This is a genomic window from Streptomyces sp. RGM 3693 (assembly GCF_050471125.1).
Taxonomy (GTDB): Bacteria; Actinomycetota; Actinomycetes; order Streptomycetales; family Streptomycetaceae; genus Streptomyces.
This window is the reverse complement of sequence record NZ_JBMPPQ010000001.1, coordinates 3,586,204-3,604,468: the sequence shown is the minus strand read 5'-3', so window position 1 is coordinate 3,604,468 and position 18,265 is coordinate 3,586,204. Positions and strand designations below refer to the sequence as shown.

Here is an 18,265-nt window from a genome sequence, read left to right as displayed (position 1 = left end):
GCCCCCCGAATCGAGGGATACCGCCATGACAACGGTGAGCCCCACCGCCGTGATCGACGGCATCGGCAGTTGCCTACCACCGCGCGTGCTGACCAACGAAGACGTCCGGCGCCGCGGCGTCCTGGACACCAGCGACGAGTGGATCCGCTCCCGCACCGGCATCGCCCGGCGTCGGGCCGCCGAGGACGACACCAGCACCGGCGACCTCGCGGCGGCCGCCGGCCGGGCCGCCCAAGAGTCCGCGCAGGCCCCGGCGGACCTGCTGCTGGTCGCCACCACCACCCCCGACCGGCGCTGCCCGGCGACCGCACCGGAAGTCGCCCACCGCCTGGGCCTGGGCACCGTGCCCGCCTTCGACCTGGCAGCGGTGTGCTCCGGTTTCCTCTACGGCCTCACCGTCGCCACCGCGCTGATCCGCACCGGCGTCTGCACCCGGCCCCTGGTGATCGGCGCCGAGACCTACTCCCGCATCATCGACCCGCTGGACCGGGACACCGCGGTGATCTTCGGGGACGGCGCCGGAGCGGTGCTGCTGCGCGCCGGGGACCGGGCCGAGCCCGGCGCGATCGCCAGTACCGACTGGGGCTCCGACGGCGCCGGCAGCGACCTCATCACGATCGCCGCCGGCGGTGCCCGACTGCCCGACCCGGGGCGCCGGCTGTGCCGCGACGACCACTACTTCCGGATGCGCGGCCGCGAGGTGTACGGGCAGGCGGTGCGCCGGATGACCGAGTCCTCGCGCGCCGTCCTGGCGAAGTCCGGCTGGCCGCCCACCGCGGTCGGGGCGTTCATCGGCCACCAGGCCAACCAGCGGATCCTCGACTCGGTCGCGGACCGGGTCGGCATCCCGCCCCGCCACTGCTTCGGCAACCTCCGCGACGTCGGCAACACCGCCGCCGCGTCCATCCCGCTGGCCCTCGCCGACACCGCCGCCCACCGTCAGATCCGCCCCGGAACCCCCACTCTGCTGACCGCGTTCGGCGGCGGACTCACCTGGGCTTCCGCCGCCCTGACCTGGCCGGCCGTCCGGCCCCGCGCCCACTCCCCGGAACCCCACCGCACCGTCTCCACCACCCGTCCCACGCACCGGAGGAACTCATGGCCCCTGTCTACGACCACCTCGTGACCGTCCTCACCGACAAGTTCGAGGTCGACGCCAAGGAAATCCGCCCCGACCGCACCCTCGCCGCACTGGAACTCGACTCCCTCGCCGTCGTCGAGCTCTACGTCACCCTCCAGGAACACTGGGGCATCCCTCTGGAGGAGGACGACTCCGCCGCCGAATTGACCCTGGAGCAGGTGGCACAGGCCGTGACGGCACAGCTGTCCGGCGCGGGCGCCACCGCCGACCGGGGAGGAGCCCCGCGGTGAGCGTCCCAAGCGACGACGCAGGTCTCGCGGTCACCGGAATCGGCCTGGTCACCCCGGCCGGTTCCGGCACCGCGGCGACCTGGGAGGGGGTCTGCGCCGGGCGGGGCACCGCGGCACCGGACCCCGAACTGGCCGGCCTGCCGGTCGGATTCTCCTGCCGCGTCCCCGACTTCGACCCGCGCACGCAGGTACCGGGCGCCCGGCCCTGGCAGCACGACCGGTGCACCCAGTTCGCACTGGCCGCCGCCCACGAGGCGGTCACCGCCGCCGGACTGGATCCGGCCGCCTGGGACGCCGCCCGCGTCGCGGTGATCCTGGGTTCGGCGGCCGGCGGCGTGGGCACCTACGAGCAGCAACACCGCAAACTCGCCGAAGGCGGCCCCCGAGCCGTCTCCCCCCTCACCCTCCCCGCGTTCCTGCCCAACATGGGCGCGGGGCAGCTGGCCATCGCCCTCGGCGCCCGGGGTCCGGTCCTGCACACCGCGACGGCCTGCGCATCGGGCGCCGCCGCGGTGGCGCTGGCCGCGCTGCTCCTGTCCGCGGGGGCCTGCGACATCGCCGTGGCCGGCGGCGCCGACGCCATGGTCACCCCGCTCTGCGCCACCGCGTTCGCGCGCATGGGCGCCCTGTCCCGCCGCCACCACACCCCCGCCCACGCCTCCCGCCCCTTCGACGCGGACCGGGACGGCTTCGTGCTCGCCGAGGGCGCGGGCGTGCTCGTACTGGAGCGCGCCGCGGATGCCGCCGCCCGCCGGGCACCGGTCCAGGCCCGCCTCGCCGGCTACGGCATTTCCGCCGACGCCCACCACCCGGTGGTCCCCGACCCCGAGGGCCGGGGCCTGCGCCTGGCCACACAGGAGGCGCTGCGCTGCGCCGGCGCCACCCCGGCCGATGTCGCCCACGTCAACGCCCACGGAACCAGCACCCCCCTCAACGACCGGTCAGAAGCCGCCACTCTGGACCGTCTCTTCGGTGCCGCACCGCCCTCGGTGACCTCGGCCAAGGGCGTCCTGGGCCACACCATGGGCGCCGCCGGCGCGATCGAGGCCGCGCTCACCGCGCTGACCGTTAAACACCAACTCGTCCCGCCCACCGCCAACTTCCACCACCGCGATCCCGACTCCCCCGCCCTCGACCTGGTCACCGGTCGTCCCCGCCCCCAGACCGTCCGCCTCGCCCTCAGCAACTCCCTGGGCTTCGGCGGCCACACCACGGTGCTCGCCTTCCGACCGGCCGCCTGACGCCGGAATTTGTGCGCGCGGCCGATGCCGAGCATGGTGTGCTGGACACCTTTGCCCTTGGCACTGCAGCGAGTGGCCACCCCCACCGCAGCCCGGCTGACTCCGGAGACTCGCTCTCGTGCCCCACTGAAGAAGGGACGGCGACCATGGCAAACAGCGCCCTCCTCGTGATGGACGTCCAACGGGACATCATGGCTATCGCGGACGACGGCTCCGGGTATCTGCTGCGCCTGCGCCGAGCGATCGACGGCGCCCGAGCGGCCAAGATCCCCGTGATCTACGTGGTCATCGGGCTGCGCCCGGGCCAGCCGGACGTCAGCCCTGCCAACAAGGTGCTCACCGCGGCGGTGCGCGACGGTCTGTTCGCCGAGGGAGCCCCCGGTACCGGGATCCACGACGACGTCGCGCCCCAGCAGGGCGACATCGTGGTCACCAAGCGGCGGGGCAGCGCGTTCTCGGGCAGCGATCTCGACCTGGTGCTCAGGTCGCGTGGTATCGACAGCCTCGTGCTCGCTGGCATCGCCACCAGCGGTGTCGTGCTGTACACCCTGTGCCAGGCCAACGACCTGGACTTCGGCCTCACCGTCCTGGCGGATGTCTGCCTCGACACCGACCCCGAGGTGCATCGGACCCTCACCGAAAAGCTATTTCCGCTGTGGGCAGACGTCGTGACCGTCGGAGACTGGCTCAAAACCGTCGCACCGGCCCAGGGCCTATCCGATCCCGCCCCGTCGGCCAGGCGCTAACTCCCCTCCGCCGGCCCCCGATTGTCCCCGACCACTCCTCCTCGCAGGGCCGGTGTCGAGCCACTCGGCTGATCGACACCGTCGCCCCCGGTACCGCCCGGGGTGCGTTGGTCAGCGCGGTGCGAAGAGGGAGTTGAGTTCCGGGAAGGCTATGCCGTCGGCGAGCGACTGGTAGCCGCCGGTGCCGTACAGCTCCTGGGCGGCACGGCGGGCGGCGGCGTAGGCGGCCTGCGCCACGCCCGATCCGAGGCTGACGCGGGCCACGCCGAGGCCGCCCAGTTCGGCGACGTCCGGTGCTCCGGGGCCGGCCATGACGTTCAGCGGTACGGAGATGTCGGCCGCGAGGGCCGCGAGGGTGGTGGGGTCGGTGACGCCCGGGACGAAGATGCCGTCGGCGCCGGCCGCCACGTAGGAGCGCGCCCGTTCCAGGGTGTCCTTCAGCCGGGTGGCGGGGTCGCCGAGGCCGAACAGGTAGGTGTCGATACGGGCGTTGAGGAAGAGCTCCCCGCCCGCCTTCTCCACCGCGTCCCGGGCCGCCGTGAGCCGCTCCCGGAGCTCGGCCGGGGGCCGGGTGCCGTCCTCGATGTTGACGCCGACCGCGCCCGCCTCCACCACCCCGACGACCGTCGCCGCGACTCCGGCCGCGTCCTGCCCGTACCCGCCCTCGATGTCGGCGGTGACCGGTACGGCGACGGCCGAGGCGATACGGGCGATCAGGTCCAGTGCCCGGTCGCGGGCGAGGGCGTCCCCGTCCGGCGAGCCGAGCGCCCAGGCGACGCCGGCGCTGGTGGTGGCGATCGCGGGCGCGCCCGCGGCCTCGATGACGCGGGCGCTGGCGACGTCCCAGGCGTTGGCGAGCGCGAGCGGACGGGCAGGGGTGTGGAGGGAGCGGAAGAGCCGCACCCACTCCGCCTGTGTCGTGGTCATGTCGTCATCCAACCAGGGGCCGCTGACCGGTGTCTGGCGGAAATCCGACACGATCGCTGGCCTCGACCGGGCGCACGCGTGAGCGCGCCGGCGGACGATTCCGACGATCAGGTACGTGTCGGCGCGGTCGATCCCGTTGGCGTGCGGCGCACCAACCGGTCGTCAGCGGCGGCCTTTAAGCTCCACTGCCATGACCTTCGTCTTCCCACTGCACCTCGATGCCCGTGAGGACCTGCACCCTCACCGGCAACGCGCAGGTCCTCAACGAGCGGCACATCGACTTCCGCCACGCCCCGGTCTGCGGTCTGCGGTCTGCGGTCTGCGGTCTGCGGTCTGCGGTCTGCGGTCTGCGGTCTGCGGTCTGCGGATCGTCCTGACTGATCCGGTTTCGGCTATGGCTACGGCACCCCCTACGTCCAACTCACCGCCAAGCCAACGGAATTCACGAACCGCGCGGACGAGGTCATCCACTCCTTCACGCTGAGGACGGCGCCTTCACGGGCCGCCTTCCGTAAGGTGCGGGGCTGCACCGCCGCACCGGCCAACTCACCGTCGGACCGGCCGCCCCCCACCCACACTCCGACCCCCACCCCTAACCCTCAACTCTCCTGAAAGTCACCGGAATTGATGCGCATCCAGGCAGCCGTCGTGGAAGCCCCCGGCGGACCCTTCACCCTTCGCGACGACCTCGTCATCGACGCGCCCCGGTCCGACGAGGTCCTGGTCAGAATCGTGGCGGCCGGCATCTGCCACACCGATCTCAGCAGCCGGCAGAAGTGGCCGCAGCAGCTCAGCCCGATGGTCTTCGGTCACGAGGGCGCCGGCGTCGTGGCGGCGGTGGGTGACGGGGTGACCAGCGTGCGGCCGGGCGACAACGTGTGCCTGAGCTACCGCAGTTGCACCACCTGCGGTCAGTGCACGGCGGGCCACCCCGCCTACTGCGAGACGGGCATCTTCGCCCTCAACGCCAGCGGCACCCGGCCGGACGGCACCAGTCCGCTGTCCCGGGCCGGGGACGGGAGCACCGTCTACGGCAGCTTCTTCGGCCAGTCCTCCTTCGCCACGTACGCCCTCGCGCACACCAGCAATGTCGTCAAGGTGCCCGCGGACCTCCCGCCGGCCGTTGCGGCGCCGCTCGGCTGTGGTGTGCAGACCGGGGCCGGCACGGTCCTCAATGTGCTGCGTCCGCCGCGGGGATCGTCGGTTGCGGTCTTCGGCGCGGGCAGTGTCGGGCTCACCTCCGTCATGACCGCGGTCGCCGAGGGCTGCCGGGTCATCGCCGTCGATCCACTGGCGGCCCGGCGCGCCAAGGCCCTGAAGTTCGGTGCCGTGGCGGCCGTCGATCCCGCCGCCGTGGCGGATGTCGGGGCCGCGGTCCGCGACCACGCGGAGGGCGGCGCCCGCTTCGCCATCGACACCACCGGGCAGGCGGGGGTGATCTCCCAGGCCATCGCGGCGCTCGCCCAGCGCGGCACGCTGGCCCTGGTCGGGGTCGGTGGCCGCGCCGAATTCGACATCATGACGGTGCTGACGAAGGGCATCCGGATCCGCGGCGTCATCGAAGGGGACGCGGCACCCGCGGCGTTCCTCCCCCGCCTTATCTCCCTGTACCGCGAGGGCGTCCTCCTGCTCGACGAGATCATCACCGAGTTCCCGTTCCACGAGATCGAGGACGCCGCCCGGGCCGCGGCCGCGGGCGAGGTCATCAAGCCCGTACTGCGCTTCCCCTGAGCGGGACGGTCCGGCGGGCGCCGAGGGGCCGGCCGGCGTGGGTCGTCGGCCCCTCAGCGAGCCGGTCGGCCCGGCGTGGCGAAGCCGTAGTCGGCCCAGTTGTCGAGCACTTTCCGTTGGAGCGCGGCGGGGTACGCGTGCCGGAAGTCGGTGGTGACGCCGTGGGTGCGCCCGGTGAAGTGTTCGGGCAGCAGGCAGCTCACGACGGCCTTGCCGCCGCGGCCGGAGCGCGCCTCCTCCGCCGTCAGGTAGGGGAACCATGGGGATGCCCCGTGCGTCGGGGTACACGTACTCGCCGGCGCCAGGGTGGTAGCGGGTGGCCATCGCCCACACCACCTGGTCGATGTCGGTGATGTCGATGTCGATGTCGGTGATGTCGATGTCGTTGGCGACGAGGAGGACCTTGGGCACCAGCCATCCGGCGTGCGAACCGAAGAGGCTGTCGGCCACCGCGTCCGCCAACTGCCGTTCGCTCATTCCGGTTTCGGCCAGTCGCCGGATGTCGAGGGAGACCACGATCCAGCACGTCGCGGCCTCGTAGGAACACCAGGCCAGATCGACCGGCAGGCCGTCGGCGCGCAGCTGGTCCAGGCCGACGGCGGAGATCATCGTGCCCCAGATGGTGTGGTTCTCCTCCGGCGGCAGGCCCGCGACGCAGATCGGCAGGATCGGAGCGGAGCGGTGGGTGACGGCCTCGACGTGGAAGACGGGTTGGGGCTTGCGCTCGGTGAAGGTGTAGCCGTGGTACTCGCCCATCGGCCCCTCGGGGGCGGTCTCGTCGGGGCTGATGTACCCCTCCAGCACGATCTCGGCTTTGGCCGGGACGTAGAGGCCGTTGGTCTCGGTGCGGACCACTTCGACGGGGCTGCCGGTCAGCGCGCCGACGTAGCCGTCCTCGTTGGCCTCGGCGGGCAGCGGCATGCCGGCGGCGGCCAGCGCCGCGGGCGGGGCGCCGAGCACCATGGCCCACGGTGTGGGTTCGCCCTTCTCCTGCCACATCCGGTGGATCATGCCGAGGTGCTGCTGGGGCACGGCCAGGCCGACCAGGGTGGTGGGGCCGTGGAGCATGCTGCGGCTGATCGACCAGCTCGTCCACCGCCCGTCCGGGGTGCGCACCACGTGGAAGCCGTAGGTGCCGAATTGACTTCCGATCCCCTCCCTAAAGGGAGGAGATTCCTACCACGGTCATCTGACCGTCTCGGTGGGTTCCTGGTTCATCGCGCTGCGCCGGGACGAGTCCCGGTCTTACCCGCGCTCCGCAGGCTGACACGGCCAGTCCGGCCGCCTTGGCGACGTTGACCGCCGCGTTGATGTCCCGGTCCAGGACGGCCCCGCACGCCCCGCACTCCCACACGCGGATGTGGAGGGGTTTAGGGCCGTCCTTGACGCCGCACTGTGAGCAGACCTGAGAGGTCGGCTCGAACCGGCTGATCTTGGCGAGGGTGCGCCCGTACCGGGCGGCCTTGTACTCCAGCATCGCGACGAACGTGGACCATCCGGCGTCGTGGACGGACTTGGCCAGGCGCGTGCGGGCGAGTCCCTTGACCGCCAGGTCTTCAACGGCAACCGCTTGGTTTTCGCGGATGATCTTCGTTGAGAGCTGGTGGTGGAACTCGCGGCGTGCGTCGGCCACCTTCGCGTGTGCGCGGGCGGCCTTGAGCCGGGCCTTCGTCCTGTTCCTGCTTCCCTTAGCCTTCCGGCTCAGGTCCCGCTGTGCCTTCTTCAGCTTCTTCTCGGCCCGGCGCAGGAAGCGGGGGCTGTCGATCTTCGTGCCGTCGGAGAGGATCGCGAAGTGTGACAGGCCCAGGTCGATACCGACCTGCCCCTCTGCCTCGGGTAGGGCCTCGCCGGGCCCGGTCTCGATGACGAACGAGCAGAAGTAGCGCCCGGCTGCGTCCTTGACCACGGTCACCGTGGACGGGGCGGAAGGAAGGGGTCGGGACCACTTGACCCGCACATCCCCGATCTTCGGGAGCGACAGGTCACCACCCATCGTGATCTTCCAGCGGGCGTTCGCGGTGAACCGTACGGCCTGCCGGTTGTCCTTGCGGGACGTGAACCGGGGCGCGCCCATGCGCGGGCGCTTGCCCTTCAGCCCGTCGAAGAAGTTCCGGTATGCGGTGTCCAGATCCCGAAGGGACTGCTGGAGCACGACGGCAGACACTTCGCCGAGCCAGGCCCGTTCCCCGGTCTTCTTCGCCTCGGTGATCAACAGCTTCGACAGGTCCCCGGTCTTCGGGAACGCCTTCCCGTCGGCGCGGGCGGTCTCGCGAGCCCGAAGCGCGTCGTTGTAGACCACCCGTGCGCATCCGAACGCCCTGGCAAGGCTTGAGCACTGAGGGCCGTTCGGATACATCCGGAAGGAGTACCGAAGCTGCATGTCGATCAGCGTACTACAGTTGGTTTATGGCTGAGTACGACAACATCCGGACTGGCAGGCACTGCTTGTTCGTCATGCACGCGCATTTGGTTTTCGTGACGAAGTACCGGCATAAGGTCTTCAACGACCGGCACCTGACGCGCATGGAAGAGATCATGCGGGCGGTCTGCAAGGACTTCGAATGTGAGCTGGTCGAGTTCAACGGCGAGACCAACCACGTTCACCTGCTGGTGAACTTCCCGCCGAAGGTCGCCCTGTCGAAGCTGGTCAACTCCCTCAAGGGCGTCTCCTCCCGCAGGCTCCGCCAGGAGTACCCCGAGCTGGTCCGGCACTACTGGCGGGCACAACGGCTGTGGTCCGGCTCCTACTTCGCCGGATCGGTCGGCGGCGCTCCACTGTCGACCGTCCGTCAGTACATCGAGCAGCAAAACCGCCCGCTCTAGCCTGCGAGTCAGACCAGCGCTCAGAATCGCTTCACCTCCCCCGTAAACGGGGGAGCACTGCGATCAGTCCCGGTAGCGGCCGCCGTCCTGTTGGTGGAGCAGCGGGACCGGGAACCGTTCCAGGTCCACCGCGTCGCCCCGTAGTACGTGCTCCGTGCAGGGGCCGGATTCCACGATGCGCGGGGCGACGGGTTCGGCGTGCAGGGCGGCGATGAGCTTCTCCAGCAGCTCCCGGGGTGTGGTGTCGCGTGGCAGTCCGAAGTGCGCGGCGAGCCTGCCGTAGGTGCCGGCGGCGCGGCCGTTGAGGCCGGCGGGCGCGCCGAGCAGACGGAAGCCGGGCTCCGTGCCGATCAGGTTCCCGAACAGCGGGGCGGGGCTCCGGGTCTCGTAGACGCGCCGGGTCACGGCGGCGGCTTCGAGGGTGGGGGCGACGGGGCGGCGGATGTCCACCGCGTCGCCGGCGGCCAGCAGTTCGTCGACGAAGTCCCGGAAGTTGAGCGCACTGCCGCGTTGGGTCCTGGCGAGCCTTTCTCATGGAGGGGGGACAAGCGGAGGGAAGTATCAGGTGCGTCTCCACCTCCAGTTCCCTCAGCGCCTCCAGTAGGCGCACGCTCAGGGGCGCGCCGGTGGCACCGGTCATCGCGACGACGAGGCGCATGGCACGGTCCCCCACCTCGACAAGTCGACCGCCGCACCCCTGCTGGACCGCCTGCGGCGACGGGGCCTGGTCGAACTCGCCAAGGGACGCGACCGCCGCCGCCGCCGCAAAATGATCCGCATCACCGGCGCCGGGCGCACCTGGACCACCGGCCTCGCCCCCGCGGTCCTCGCGGTGAACGGGCAGATCCTGGCCGACTTCTCCCCCGAGGAACGCGAGCAGTTCCTCACCCTGCTCCGCCGGGCGGTCGAGGGGGCACCGGCCACGACGGATTCCCCGGCGGAATCCGGCCATGATCACCAGGAAGGTGACGCTAGGTAAGGTACGCGGGTGACAACACCTCAGCCCTCGCCCCAGGACTTCGGCGGCACGCCCGGATACGGCGCACCCGGCGGTAGCCCGTACCCCGGACCGCCGGCCGGTCCCCCACCGCAGATACCGGGCGGTCCCCCGGCGCCGGGCGCGGGCCCCTACGGTCAGCCCGGCCCTTACGGCGCCCCGCAGGCACCCTACGGAGGGGCACCACAGGCCCCGTACGGCTACCCGGGTCCGGGCATGCCCCCGCCGGTCCCGCCCCAGCGCAACACCGGGAAGGTGTGGGGCATCATCGGGGCGGTCGCGGGCGTCCTCGTGATCGGCGGTATCGCGTCCGTGCTGGCCTTCGGCGGCGGGAGCGGGGGCGGGGGCGGCACCGGCGGCACGTCCGGACCGAAGTACCGGATCACGGTGCCGCAGACACTGGCGGGCGGCACCTTCACCCTCACCAAGGACATCTCCCAGCAGGCCGGCGCCTCCGTCCCCCGGGACGGCGCCAACGAGCACGGCATCACCTCCGTGGGCGGGCAGTACACCAGCGGGACCATGTCACTGGTGATGGTGGGGCTCTACGGCACGATCGACGACCCGCAGACGACCGTCGACCACTCCATCCGCGGCATGAAGGACGACGCCGGGACCCAAGTTGCAGTGCCGGAGAAGGAGTTCAGGCCCAGCGGTGGCGGCGCCCCGGTGACCTGCGGGGTGGATGTGCGCGAGGAGATGGGCCAGAAGATCACTCTGGCGTTCTGTGTCTGGGCGGACTCCCGTACGAGCGTGAACCTCGCCCGGACCGACGCCGCCGACCTGGCGAAGGACCCGCGGTCGGTGGACCTCCAGGCGTTCGCGGACACCGCCGGCAAGATTCGCGGCGAGGTCACGAAACCGTTGGGCTGAGCGGCCGCCTGCGCGATGGCGAACCGCCGCGCTCCCCGGGGTCGGCCCGTTCGCGCCCGAGCCCCTCAGACCGTTTCCGCTCAGACCGTTTCCGCGGCGCAGGGCCGCGGCTCGGGTGCGCCGGCCTCGGTGGTCGCGGCCGGCGTGCGGGCGCCGGTCCGGGTGGCGCCGGCCCCCGCGATGACGACGAAGACCACGCCGACCGCGGACGCCAGGCCCGGCGTCTGGCCGAGCACCAGCAGCCCGATCACGAGCGCGATGGCGGGTTCCAGGCTCATCAGCGTGCCGAAGGCAGCGGTGGTCAGGCGGCGCAGGGCGAGGAATTCGAGGGCGAAGGGCAGTACGGGGCTCAGCGCTGCCAGCACCAGCATGATCCCGACCGCTTGCCAGGTCAGGTGCCCCCACAGACTGGGGGCGGCGATCGCCGTGCCGATCAGGCCGGCGACGGGCATGGAGACGGCGAGACCCGTGAGTCCGGTGACCCGGTCGCCGACGCGCTGGGTCAGCAGGATGTAGACGGCCCAGCAGCCCGCGGCGGCCAGCGCGCAGGCTAGGCCGACCACGTCCAGGCCACCGTGCCAGGGCTCGGTCAGCAGCAGCACGCCGAGCGCGGCCAGGGCCGTCCACAGTTTCCGTCCGCCGCCCGGTCCGTACAGGGAGACCGCCAACGGACCGAGGAATTCCAGTGCGCTCGCGGTGCCCAGCGGCAGGTGTGCGACGGCGAGCATGAAGAACAGCATCATGCCGGCGGTCGCCACCCCCAGCACGGCGCAGGCGAGCAGGTCCTGCCGGGTGAAGTCGCGGAGGCGGGGGCGTATGAGGACCAGCAGGAGAAGTCCGCCCCACGCCAGTCGCAGCCCCGCCGTGCCCAGCGCGCCGAGCTGTCCGAACAGCGGGACGGCCAGGGCCAGACCCAGCTGGACGGAGGTCATCGAGGCGACCGCCATCAGGAAGCCGGTCTCGGCACCGCCGGGGCGCAGTCGGCCGCGGGTCGCGGTACGGAGGCGGGGCAGGGGACGGCCCTGGGGGCGCTGGGGGTCGAACGCACTCATGGGGGCAGTAGATGCCCTGGGCATCGTTCGTGTCCACGTGCCGATCATGGACATTCTGTTCGGGAATCCCGAACAATGAAGGGATGGAAACACGCCGACTGCAACTGCTCGTGGAACTCTCCCGGCTGGGGTCGATGCGCGCCGTCGCCGAGGCGACCGGCACCACGACCTCCACCGTCTCCCAGCAGATCGCCGTCCTCGCCCGTGAGACGGGGGCCGCCCTGATCGAACCGCACGGCCGCCGGGTCCGCCTCACCCCGGCCGGCCGCCGCCTGACCGAACACGCCCTGACCATCCTGGGCGCCGTGGAGGCCGCCCACCTCGACCTCGCTCCCGGCGCGGAACCCAACGGCACCCTGCGCACCGCCGGATTCGACACCGCCATCCGCGCCCACCTGCTGCCCCTGGTCACCGAGCTGGCCACCAGCCATCCGCGGGTGCACCTCCTCATCCGCGAACACGAGCCCGCCGAGGCGCTGTCACTGCTGGCCGCGGACGAGACGGACCTGGCACTCACCTACGACTACAACCTGGCGCCCGGCACCTTCGACCCCGCGCTGCGCGCCACGGCACTGTGGACCGCCCCCTGGGGCCTGGGCGTCCCCGCGCAGGACGCGACCGACGGCGGGACGACCGTGGAGGTCTTCGCCCGCTTCGCCGCCCACGACTGGATCGTCAACTCCCGCAACACGGCCGACGAGACCGTCATCCGCACGCTCGCTTCCATGGCGGGCTTCACCCCGCGCATCACCCACCGGGCCGACAACCTCGATCTGGTGCAGGGCATGATCACCGCGGGCCTCGGCGTGGGACTGCTGCCGGCCGGCATCCCCACCTTCCCCGACGTACGCCTCGTCCCGCTGACCGCCCCCGACGCGGTGTTGCGCGCCTACGCCGTCGCCCGCCACGGCCGCCTGAACTGGCCCCCGCTCGCCCTGATCACCGAGCTCCTCACCCAGCGGTCCACCCGCCCGGATGCCGCCGGCTGGGGCGCCGGGCAGGGCGCCGGCCGGGGCGAGACACCGGGCTAGGGCCGGCCCGCCGGATCACGGCCGGCACCGCGGCGTACCGGCCCCGCCCCTTCTCGTCAGCCGTGCGCCATCCCGGCGTCCCACCGGTCGAGGCAATCCCGCAGTCGGGCCGGGGTGGTGAAGAGGTGTCCGCGCATCCCGGTCGCTTCGGCGGCGCGGACGTTCTCCTGGCGGTCGTCGACGAAGAGGATGCGGTGCGGCGGATCGGACAGCGCCCGCTGACACCAGCGGTAGGCGGCCGGTTCGGGTTTGGCGTGGCCGATGCGGCAGGAGAAGGCGCACACGTCGAAGTGGCCGAGCCAGGCATGGTGGGATGCGTAGTGGCCGGCCAGTTCCTCGGGGATGTTGGAGAGTAGGCCGATCCGCCGACCGCGCGCCGCCAACTCCGCAACGAGGGCGACCATGGTCTCGTCGACGGTGCTCCAGCTCGCGATGTCGGCGGCGATCAGCGCGGCGGTCCGCGGGGCGTCGAAGCGGGTACCGAGGCGGTCGGCGACCTGTCGCCAGTAGCCGGGCCCGTCGGTCTCGCCGCGGTCGTAGGGCGGACGCGCCGCCCAGTAGGCGTCCCAGAAGTCCGGTGCGGGCACACCCGCCGTGCGGACCAGGCGCTGCCGGCCGTCGGTGCACTGGTGGCGGGCGAGGACGCCGAAGAGGTCGAAGAGGACAGTGCCGGGCGTCATCGGTCACACCGTCCGAACGGCCACGCCCGCCGCGGTCAGCCGGTCCGTGCGGTCGTCCGGGGCGGCGTCGGTGACGATGGCGTGCAGGGCGGCGGCGGGGGCGACGTGGGCGAGGGCGGTGCGGGAGAGCTTGTCGGCTTCGGCGACGGCGATGACGCGGCGGGCGCAGCCGATCGCGGTGCGCTTGATGGCGGCGTCGTCCAGGTCGTAGGCGGTCAGGCCGTGTTCCGCGGTGAGTCCGCAGCAGCCGAGGACGGCGGTGTCGAAGCGCAGGGCGGTCAGTGACGCCTCGGTCAGCGGGCCGGTCAGCGCGAGTTCGCCCGGCCGGGGTCGGCCGCCCGGCACCAGCAGGGTGAGGTGCGGACCGTCGGCCAGGGCGTTGACGGCGTGCAGGGAGAGCGGCATGACGGTCAGCCGGCGGTGGGCCAGTGCGCGGGCCACTTCCAGGCAGGTGGTACCGCTGTCGAGGACGACCGACTCGCCGTCGGCGATCAGTCCGGCGACCTCGGCGGCGATCCGCCGCTTGGCCTCCAGCCCTTCCTGGGCACGCAACGCGAAGGGGGGCTCCACACCCCGCAGCAGCAGACTCTTGGCTCCCCCGCGATAGCGCTCGATGACGCCCTGGGCGGCCAGCGTCTCCAGGTCGCGGCGGATGGTCATCTCCGAGGCACCGGTCAACTCGGCCAATTCGGCGACGCCGATGCGCCCCGCCTCACGTACGGCCTCGGTGATCCGCCTCAGTCGTTCGGTACCAGACATACCCAGATTGAACATCAAGTGTACTTGAAGGGCAACCTTTCGCACATTTACTTTGTTCGTTATGTTTGTTTCATGGAGACACAGACACGACCGGCGACGCGACCGAGCACACCACCGGGGACCCGGCTGCGGGCCGGGCGGGCAGCGACCTTCGCCTACTTCGCCCTCAACGGCTTCCTGATGGGGATGTGGATCGTCCACATCCCGAGCATCGAGCACCGGGCGGGGATCAGTCATGCCGTGCTCGGTTGGCTCCTGCTACTGCTCGGCGCGGGCGCCTTCGTCGGCATGCAGATCGTCGGGCCGCTCACCGACCGCTTCGGCGCCCGCACCGTCGTACCGCTCAGTGCGGCACTGTGCAGCCTCACCCTGGTCCTGCCCGGACTGGCCACGCACGCCTGGGCGTTGGGGGCGGCACTGCTACTGCTCGGGCTCGGCAACGGCTGCCTGGACGTCAGCATGAACGCCCACGCCGTCCAGGTCGAACGCGACTACCGGCGGCCCGTCATGTCCGCCTTCCACGCCACCTTCTCCATCGGGGGCGTACTGGCCGCGCTGGTGGGCGCGCGCACCCTCGCCCTGGGCTGGAGCCCGGCGGTGGCCCTCGGCGCGGTGGCCTTCCTGGGCCTGGTCGTCGCCGCGCTGGCCGCTCCGGCACTGCTGCCGGCCACCCGTCGGCCGGCCCACGCCCCGGACGCGACGCCCCACGACTCCACCGCCCCGGATGCCGACACCGGCTCGGTACGCGCCCGGCGCGGCACTCCCCGCCACATCTGGGTCCTGGCCACCCTCGCCCTGATGATCATGCTCTGCGAGGGCGTGGCCAACGACTGGAGCGCGCTCCACCTCCGCACCGTCCTGGACGCGCCCGCCGCCACCGCCGCCCTCGCCTACGGATCGTTCGCCACCACCATGACCCTCGGCCGCCTGCTGGCCGACCGGGCGGCCGCCCGCCTCGGCCCGGTGGCGATCCTCCGCTACGGCGCCGCCACCGCCGCCACCGGCCTCACCGCGGCGGCCCTCTCGCCCTGGATCCCCCTGGCCCTGGCCGGCTGGACGGTGTTCGGCGCCGGGCTGTCCGGTTGTGTCCCCCAACTCTTCAGCGCCGCCGGCCACACCGACCCCGACAACGCCGGCGCCAACGTCTCCCGGGTCGCCGGCCTCGGCTACCTCGGCATGCTCGCCGGCCCCGCCGTCATCGGCCCCCTGACCCACGTCGTTCCGCTCAACCTCACCCTCCTCCTGCCGGTGGCGTTCTGCATCGTGGCCGCCACCACGGCCGGGATCCTGCGCCCCCGTCGCAGCCCTCAGCGCACCGCTGCCGCCCCGGGTGACGCCGGTGCGTCGGCATGACCTACCCCAGCATTCCGCGCGCGGGGGCGGGGAGCGTCCGCGCGGGGTTGCCAGCACGGCGCCGCGGACCGGCGGTTAACCTCGTCCTCCGTCCATCGTGCTTCCAGGGGGCCCGGCCGTGCGCAACGCCGTAGTGACAACCGAAGGTGACCGGATCCGCTGGGTCGAACTGCCGGGTCAGGAGCCGGCCCGGGTATACCTGCACGGCCTGGGCGCCACCTCCCCCGCCTACTTCACCGAGAGCGCCGTCCACCCGATGCTGACCGGTCACCGCTCCCTGTTGATCGACCTGCTCGGCCACGGCATCAGCGACCGTCCGACGGACTTCGACTACACCCTGGAAGCCCACGCCGACGCCCTCGCCGACGCACTGACCGCGGCGGGGGTCACCGGTGCGCAGTTGATCGCCCACAGCATGGGCGGCTCGGTGGCCATCGTCCTGGCCGCCCGGCACCCGCAGTTGGTCTCCCGGCTCGTGCTGATCGACGCCAACCTGGACCCGATTCCGTGCCGCCCCGGTGCGGGCGGCAGCAGCGGCATCGCCGGCTACTCCGAGCCGGAGTTCCTCGCCGGCGGCTGGGAAGAGGTGCGCGACCGGGTCGGCCCGCACTGGTGGTCCACCATGCGCCTGGCCGGCCGCGAGGCCCTGCACCGCAGCGCGGTCCACCTCACCCGCGGCACCGTTCCCACCATGCGGGAACTCCTGCTGGACCTGAAGATTCCGCGCACCTACCTGCTGCCGGCGGCCGACGGCCAACTCCCCGGCGCCGCCGCGCTCATCGAGGCCGGGGTGGCCCTGGTCCCGATCCCGGACTGCGGCCACAACATCATGCTGGACAACCTGGACGCCTTCGCCCGCGCCACTGCCGCCGCACTGACCGACCCGGAGTAGGGGTGGTGACGAGGCGGCGGACGGCGGCTGTCGGCGTCCGCTTTCCGTAGGGCCGAACCGGCCCGGCTCGCGGCCGGTCGTTCAACACCAGCCCTGCGGCGCCGCCCTGCGGCTCAGTCGTGCCGGTCCTTCGTTCGCCCCACCTTCCGCCAGAGCAGCGTCATGCCGCACGCCAGGACACCGAGGGCCGCGATCACGATGACGATCTTGATGGCGCGGTCCAGCAGCAGGTGCTCAAGGAGATCGGACGACCCCGTGGCGAGGCCGGTCATCGCCAGCCGTCCCGCCGCTTCGACCCGGACGTGCCGCGCCTCCCGCCATCTTCGAACCGTCGGGCGGCAGCACGCAGTCCGGCCCGCACCGCGGGGTCGGCGTACCGACGCACGTCGTCGAGGCGCCCGCGACGCTTGAGGGCCAACGCGACGGCGAAGACCAGCAGTGCCAGCACCACCAAGCCGCCCACGATCACGCCGAACCTGACGAGCATGAGATTGAGGTACGTCTCCACGAGAAAGCCTCCACCCGTTCTGTCACACCTGTGATATTTCCCTTCCCCTCCGTTGTATCACAGGCGTGATAGAAAGGTCCCATGCCCAAGCATGTGGATCCGGCGGCCCGCCGTCGACTCGTGGTCGACGCACTGTTCCGCGTCGTCGTCCGGGACGGACTGCAACGCACCTCACTGCGCGCCGTCGCCGCCGAGGCGGAACTCAACATCGGCTCACTGCGGCACTACTTCGCCAGCCAGCACGACCTGATGCAGTTCGCGATGGAGTCGATGATCGACCGCGTCAGCAGCCGCCTGCTCGCGCACCTCAAGCGGATCGACGACCTCAGCCGCCACCCCCGTACGGAACAACTCCGGCTCACCGCCGAACTCCTGGCCGAGCTGCTGCCCCTCGACGAGAACCGTCGCGCCGAGGTCACCGTCTTCCTGGACTTCAACGCCGCCGCCCGCACCAACACGGCGTTCGGCGACCTGTCACGCAAGGCCGCCCGAGGCACCAGGCGACTGGTGCGCGGCGCGCTCACCCGGCTCGACGCCGCGGGCACCCTGCGTCCCGACCTCTATCTCACCATCGAGACCGAGCGGCTGACGGCGCTTCTGGACGGACTCTGCCTCAGCGCCGTCCTGCACCCCGAAGCCCTCGATCCGCAGACCTGCGGCGACGTGCTGGTGACCCACCTCGGCAGCCTGTCACTGCCCGGTGAGACCGCACCCCCGGCACGGTAGGAACCAGCCGGACAACGAGACTTCCGGAGAGCCCGGAAGCTGCGGAGCCACCGGAACTTCCCCACCTCCGGGGCTTCCGGCGCCTCCGGTGACGAGAACGAGGAGTCATGATGCAGCACTTCATCCGGCCCGAGGGCGCACCGCCGGTCAACGGCTACAGCCATGCGGTGGCCTTCACCGGGCCGATGGTCGTGGTCTCCGGCCAGATCCCCGTGGACCAGGCCGGCCAACTGGTCGGTGAGGGGGACGCCGAAGCCCAGATACACCAGATCTACGCGAACCTCGCCACCGCTCTGAAGGCAGCGGGCTCCGACCTCGACCACGTGGTCAAGCTGACGGTGTACCTGACCGACCTCGCGGACCTCGACGCGTTCCGTCGCGTCCGGGACCAGTATCAGGACGCCGCACGCCCGGCGGCCTGTTCGTTGGTCCAGGTCGCCGGTCTGGTCAACCCCGCCTTCCGGGCCGAGGTCGAGGCGTGGGCGGTGGTACCGACGGCCTCCTGAGCGCCCGGCCGCCCGGCGCCTCGGCCGGCGGGGCGCCTGTCTGCGGGCG

General features: G+C 71.9%; 23 protein-coding genes and 1 pseudogene. 14 read left to right on the top strand and 10 right to left on the bottom strand.

Going from position 1 to position 18,265, the window contains the following annotated elements; genetic code table 11:
- Nucleotides 1-25 precede the first annotated feature (25 nt).
- From ACO0M4_RS15875 to ACO0M4_RS15860, 4 genes are all read left to right on the top strand, one after another.
- On the top strand, nt 26-1,126 hold the full coding sequence (locus ACO0M4_RS15875; protein WP_430370843.1) for a beta-ketoacyl-ACP synthase III: 1,101 nt from the start codon (nt 26-28) through the stop codon (nt 1,124-1,126).
- Nucleotides 1,099-1,371 carry an acyl carrier protein gene (locus ACO0M4_RS15870; RefSeq protein WP_430370842.1) on the top strand — a complete coding sequence of 91 codons (273 nt, stop codon included), beginning with the start codon at nt 1,099-1,101 and terminating at the stop codon, nt 1,369-1,371. The genes ACO0M4_RS15875 and ACO0M4_RS15870 overlap by 28 nt, the downstream gene beginning before the upstream one ends.
- Complete coding sequence (locus tag ACO0M4_RS15865; RefSeq protein ID WP_430370841.1) at nt 1,368-2,612, top strand: beta-ketoacyl-[acyl-carrier-protein] synthase family protein; 1,245 nt, start codon at nt 1,368-1,370, stop codon at nt 2,610-2,612. The genes ACO0M4_RS15870 and ACO0M4_RS15865 overlap by 4 nt, the downstream gene beginning before the upstream one ends.
- A 146-nt stretch (nt 2,613-2,758) precedes the next feature.
- Nucleotides 2,759-3,358 carry a cysteine hydrolase family protein gene (locus ACO0M4_RS15860; RefSeq protein ID WP_430370840.1) on the top strand — a complete coding sequence of 200 codons (600 nt, stop codon included), beginning with the start codon at nt 2,759-2,761 and terminating at the stop codon, nt 3,356-3,358.
- Nucleotides 3,359-3,469: 111 nt separating this feature from the next.
- Here ACO0M4_RS15860 and ACO0M4_RS15855 read toward each other — a convergent pair whose 3' ends face one another.
- Nucleotides 3,470-4,285: an isocitrate lyase/PEP mutase family protein gene (locus tag ACO0M4_RS15855; RefSeq protein WP_430370839.1), complete on the bottom strand. Its 816-nt coding sequence runs from the start codon at nt 4,283-4,285 to the stop codon at nt 3,470-3,472.
- 218 nt (nt 4,286-4,503) lie between these two features.
- Here ACO0M4_RS15855 and ACO0M4_RS15850 point away from each other — a divergent pair, with 218 nt between their 5' ends.
- Nucleotides 4,504-4,662, top strand: a complete 159-nt coding sequence (locus tag ACO0M4_RS15850) for a hypothetical protein (RefSeq protein ID WP_430370838.1) — start codon at nt 4,504-4,506, stop codon at nt 4,660-4,662.
- A gap of 250 nt (nt 4,663-4,912) precedes the next feature.
- Nucleotides 4,913-6,016 (top strand): NAD(P)-dependent alcohol dehydrogenase, encoded by a 1,104-nt coding sequence (locus ACO0M4_RS15845; RefSeq protein ID WP_430370837.1) that lies wholly within the window; start codon nt 4,913-4,915, stop codon nt 6,014-6,016.
- Nucleotides 6,017-6,069: 53 nt separating this feature from the next.
- Here the strand turns inward: ACO0M4_RS15845 and ACO0M4_RS15840 are convergent, their stop codons facing one another.
- From ACO0M4_RS15840 to ACO0M4_RS15830, 3 genes and pseudogenes are all read right to left on the bottom strand, one after another.
- Nucleotides 6,070-6,219: a hypothetical protein gene (locus tag ACO0M4_RS15840; protein ID WP_430370836.1), complete on the bottom strand. Its 150-nt coding sequence runs from the start codon at nt 6,217-6,219 to the stop codon at nt 6,070-6,072.
- 106 nt (nt 6,220-6,325) lie between these two features.
- Nucleotides 6,326-7,132 (bottom strand): annotated as a pseudogene (locus ACO0M4_RS15835) (UbiD family decarboxylase); the annotation flags it as partial.
- Nucleotides 7,133-7,175: 43 nt separating this feature from the next.
- Nucleotides 7,176-8,396 carry an RNA-guided endonuclease InsQ/TnpB family protein gene (locus ACO0M4_RS15830; protein WP_430370835.1) on the bottom strand — a complete coding sequence of 407 codons (1,221 nt, stop codon included), beginning with the start codon at nt 8,394-8,396 and terminating at the stop codon, nt 7,176-7,178.
- 26 nt (nt 8,397-8,422) lie between these two features.
- On the opposite strand from ACO0M4_RS15830, the gene tnpA reads away from it, so the two are divergent.
- Entirely contained in the window at nt 8,423-8,839 is a 417-nt protein-coding gene (gene tnpA, locus ACO0M4_RS15825) for an IS200/IS605 family transposase (protein ID WP_430370834.1), read from the top strand.
- A 63-nt stretch (nt 8,840-8,902) separates the two neighbouring features.
- Here the strand turns inward: tnpA and ACO0M4_RS15820 are convergent, their stop codons facing one another.
- Nucleotides 8,903-9,307, bottom strand: coding sequence for a UbiD family decarboxylase domain-containing protein (locus ACO0M4_RS15820; RefSeq protein ID WP_430371398.1), 405 nt, complete (start codon nt 9,305-9,307; stop codon nt 8,903-8,905).
- 301 nt (nt 9,308-9,608) lie between these two features.
- Between ACO0M4_RS15820 and ACO0M4_RS15815 the strand changes: the two genes are divergently transcribed.
- Both ACO0M4_RS15815 and ACO0M4_RS15810 read left to right on the top strand, forming a co-directional pair.
- Complete coding sequence (locus ACO0M4_RS15815; RefSeq protein WP_430370833.1) at nt 9,609-9,818, top strand: hypothetical protein; 210 nt, start codon at nt 9,609-9,611, stop codon at nt 9,816-9,818.
- A gap of 9 nt (nt 9,819-9,827) precedes the next feature.
- On the top strand, nt 9,828-10,709 hold the full coding sequence (locus tag ACO0M4_RS15810) for a hypothetical protein (protein ID WP_430370832.1): 882 nt from the start codon (nt 9,828-9,830) through the stop codon (nt 10,707-10,709).
- A gap of 80 nt (nt 10,710-10,789) precedes the next feature.
- On the opposite strand, the gene ACO0M4_RS15805 is transcribed toward ACO0M4_RS15810, so the two are convergent.
- Entirely contained in the window at nt 10,790-11,761 is a 972-nt protein-coding gene (locus ACO0M4_RS15805; RefSeq protein ID WP_430370830.1) for an EamA family transporter, read from the bottom strand.
- An 83-nt stretch (nt 11,762-11,844) separates the two neighbouring features.
- Here ACO0M4_RS15805 and ACO0M4_RS15800 point away from each other — a divergent pair, with 83 nt between their 5' ends.
- Nucleotides 11,845-12,792, top strand: coding sequence for a LysR family transcriptional regulator (locus ACO0M4_RS15800; RefSeq protein WP_430370829.1), 948 nt, complete (start codon nt 11,845-11,847; stop codon nt 12,790-12,792).
- A 56-nt stretch (nt 12,793-12,848) separates the two neighbouring features.
- On the opposite strand, the gene ACO0M4_RS15795 is transcribed toward ACO0M4_RS15800, so the two are convergent.
- Nucleotides 12,849-13,472: an HAD family hydrolase gene (locus ACO0M4_RS15795; protein ID WP_430370828.1), complete on the bottom strand. Its 624-nt coding sequence runs from the start codon at nt 13,470-13,472 to the stop codon at nt 12,849-12,851.
- A gap of 3 nt (nt 13,473-13,475) precedes the next feature.
- Nucleotides 13,476-14,231, bottom strand: coding sequence for a DeoR/GlpR family DNA-binding transcription regulator (locus ACO0M4_RS15790; RefSeq protein WP_430370827.1), 756 nt, complete (start codon nt 14,229-14,231; stop codon nt 13,476-13,478).
- A gap of 72 nt (nt 14,232-14,303) precedes the next feature.
- Between ACO0M4_RS15790 and ACO0M4_RS15785 the strand changes: the two genes are divergently transcribed.
- On the top strand, nt 14,304-15,584 hold the full coding sequence (locus ACO0M4_RS15785; protein WP_430370826.1) for an MFS transporter: 1,281 nt from the start codon (nt 14,304-14,306) through the stop codon (nt 15,582-15,584).
- Between the two features lie 118 nt (nt 15,585-15,702).
- Complete coding sequence (locus tag ACO0M4_RS15780) at nt 15,703-16,476, top strand: alpha/beta fold hydrolase (protein WP_430370824.1); 774 nt, start codon at nt 15,703-15,705, stop codon at nt 16,474-16,476.
- Between the two features lie 113 nt (nt 16,477-16,589).
- Here ACO0M4_RS15780 and ACO0M4_RS15775 read toward each other — a convergent pair whose 3' ends face one another.
- Entirely contained in the window at nt 16,590-16,748 is a 159-nt protein-coding gene (locus tag ACO0M4_RS15775) for a hypothetical protein (protein ID WP_430370822.1), read from the bottom strand.
- Nucleotides 16,745-16,984, bottom strand: coding sequence for a hypothetical protein (locus ACO0M4_RS15770; protein ID WP_430370821.1), 240 nt, complete (start codon nt 16,982-16,984; stop codon nt 16,745-16,747). The genes ACO0M4_RS15775 and ACO0M4_RS15770 overlap by 4 nt, the downstream gene beginning before the upstream one ends.
- Before the next feature lie 81 nt (nt 16,985-17,065).
- On the opposite strand from ACO0M4_RS15770, the gene ACO0M4_RS15765 reads away from it, so the two are divergent.
- Both ACO0M4_RS15765 and ACO0M4_RS15760 read left to right on the top strand, forming a co-directional pair.
- On the top strand, nt 17,066-17,710 hold the full coding sequence (locus ACO0M4_RS15765) for a TetR/AcrR family transcriptional regulator (protein WP_430370820.1): 645 nt from the start codon (nt 17,066-17,068) through the stop codon (nt 17,708-17,710).
- A 110-nt stretch (nt 17,711-17,820) separates the two neighbouring features.
- On the top strand, nt 17,821-18,216 hold the full coding sequence (locus ACO0M4_RS15760; RefSeq protein ID WP_430370818.1) for a RidA family protein: 396 nt from the start codon (nt 17,821-17,823) through the stop codon (nt 18,214-18,216).
- The last annotated feature ends 49 nt before the right edge of the window (nt 18,217-18,265 follow it).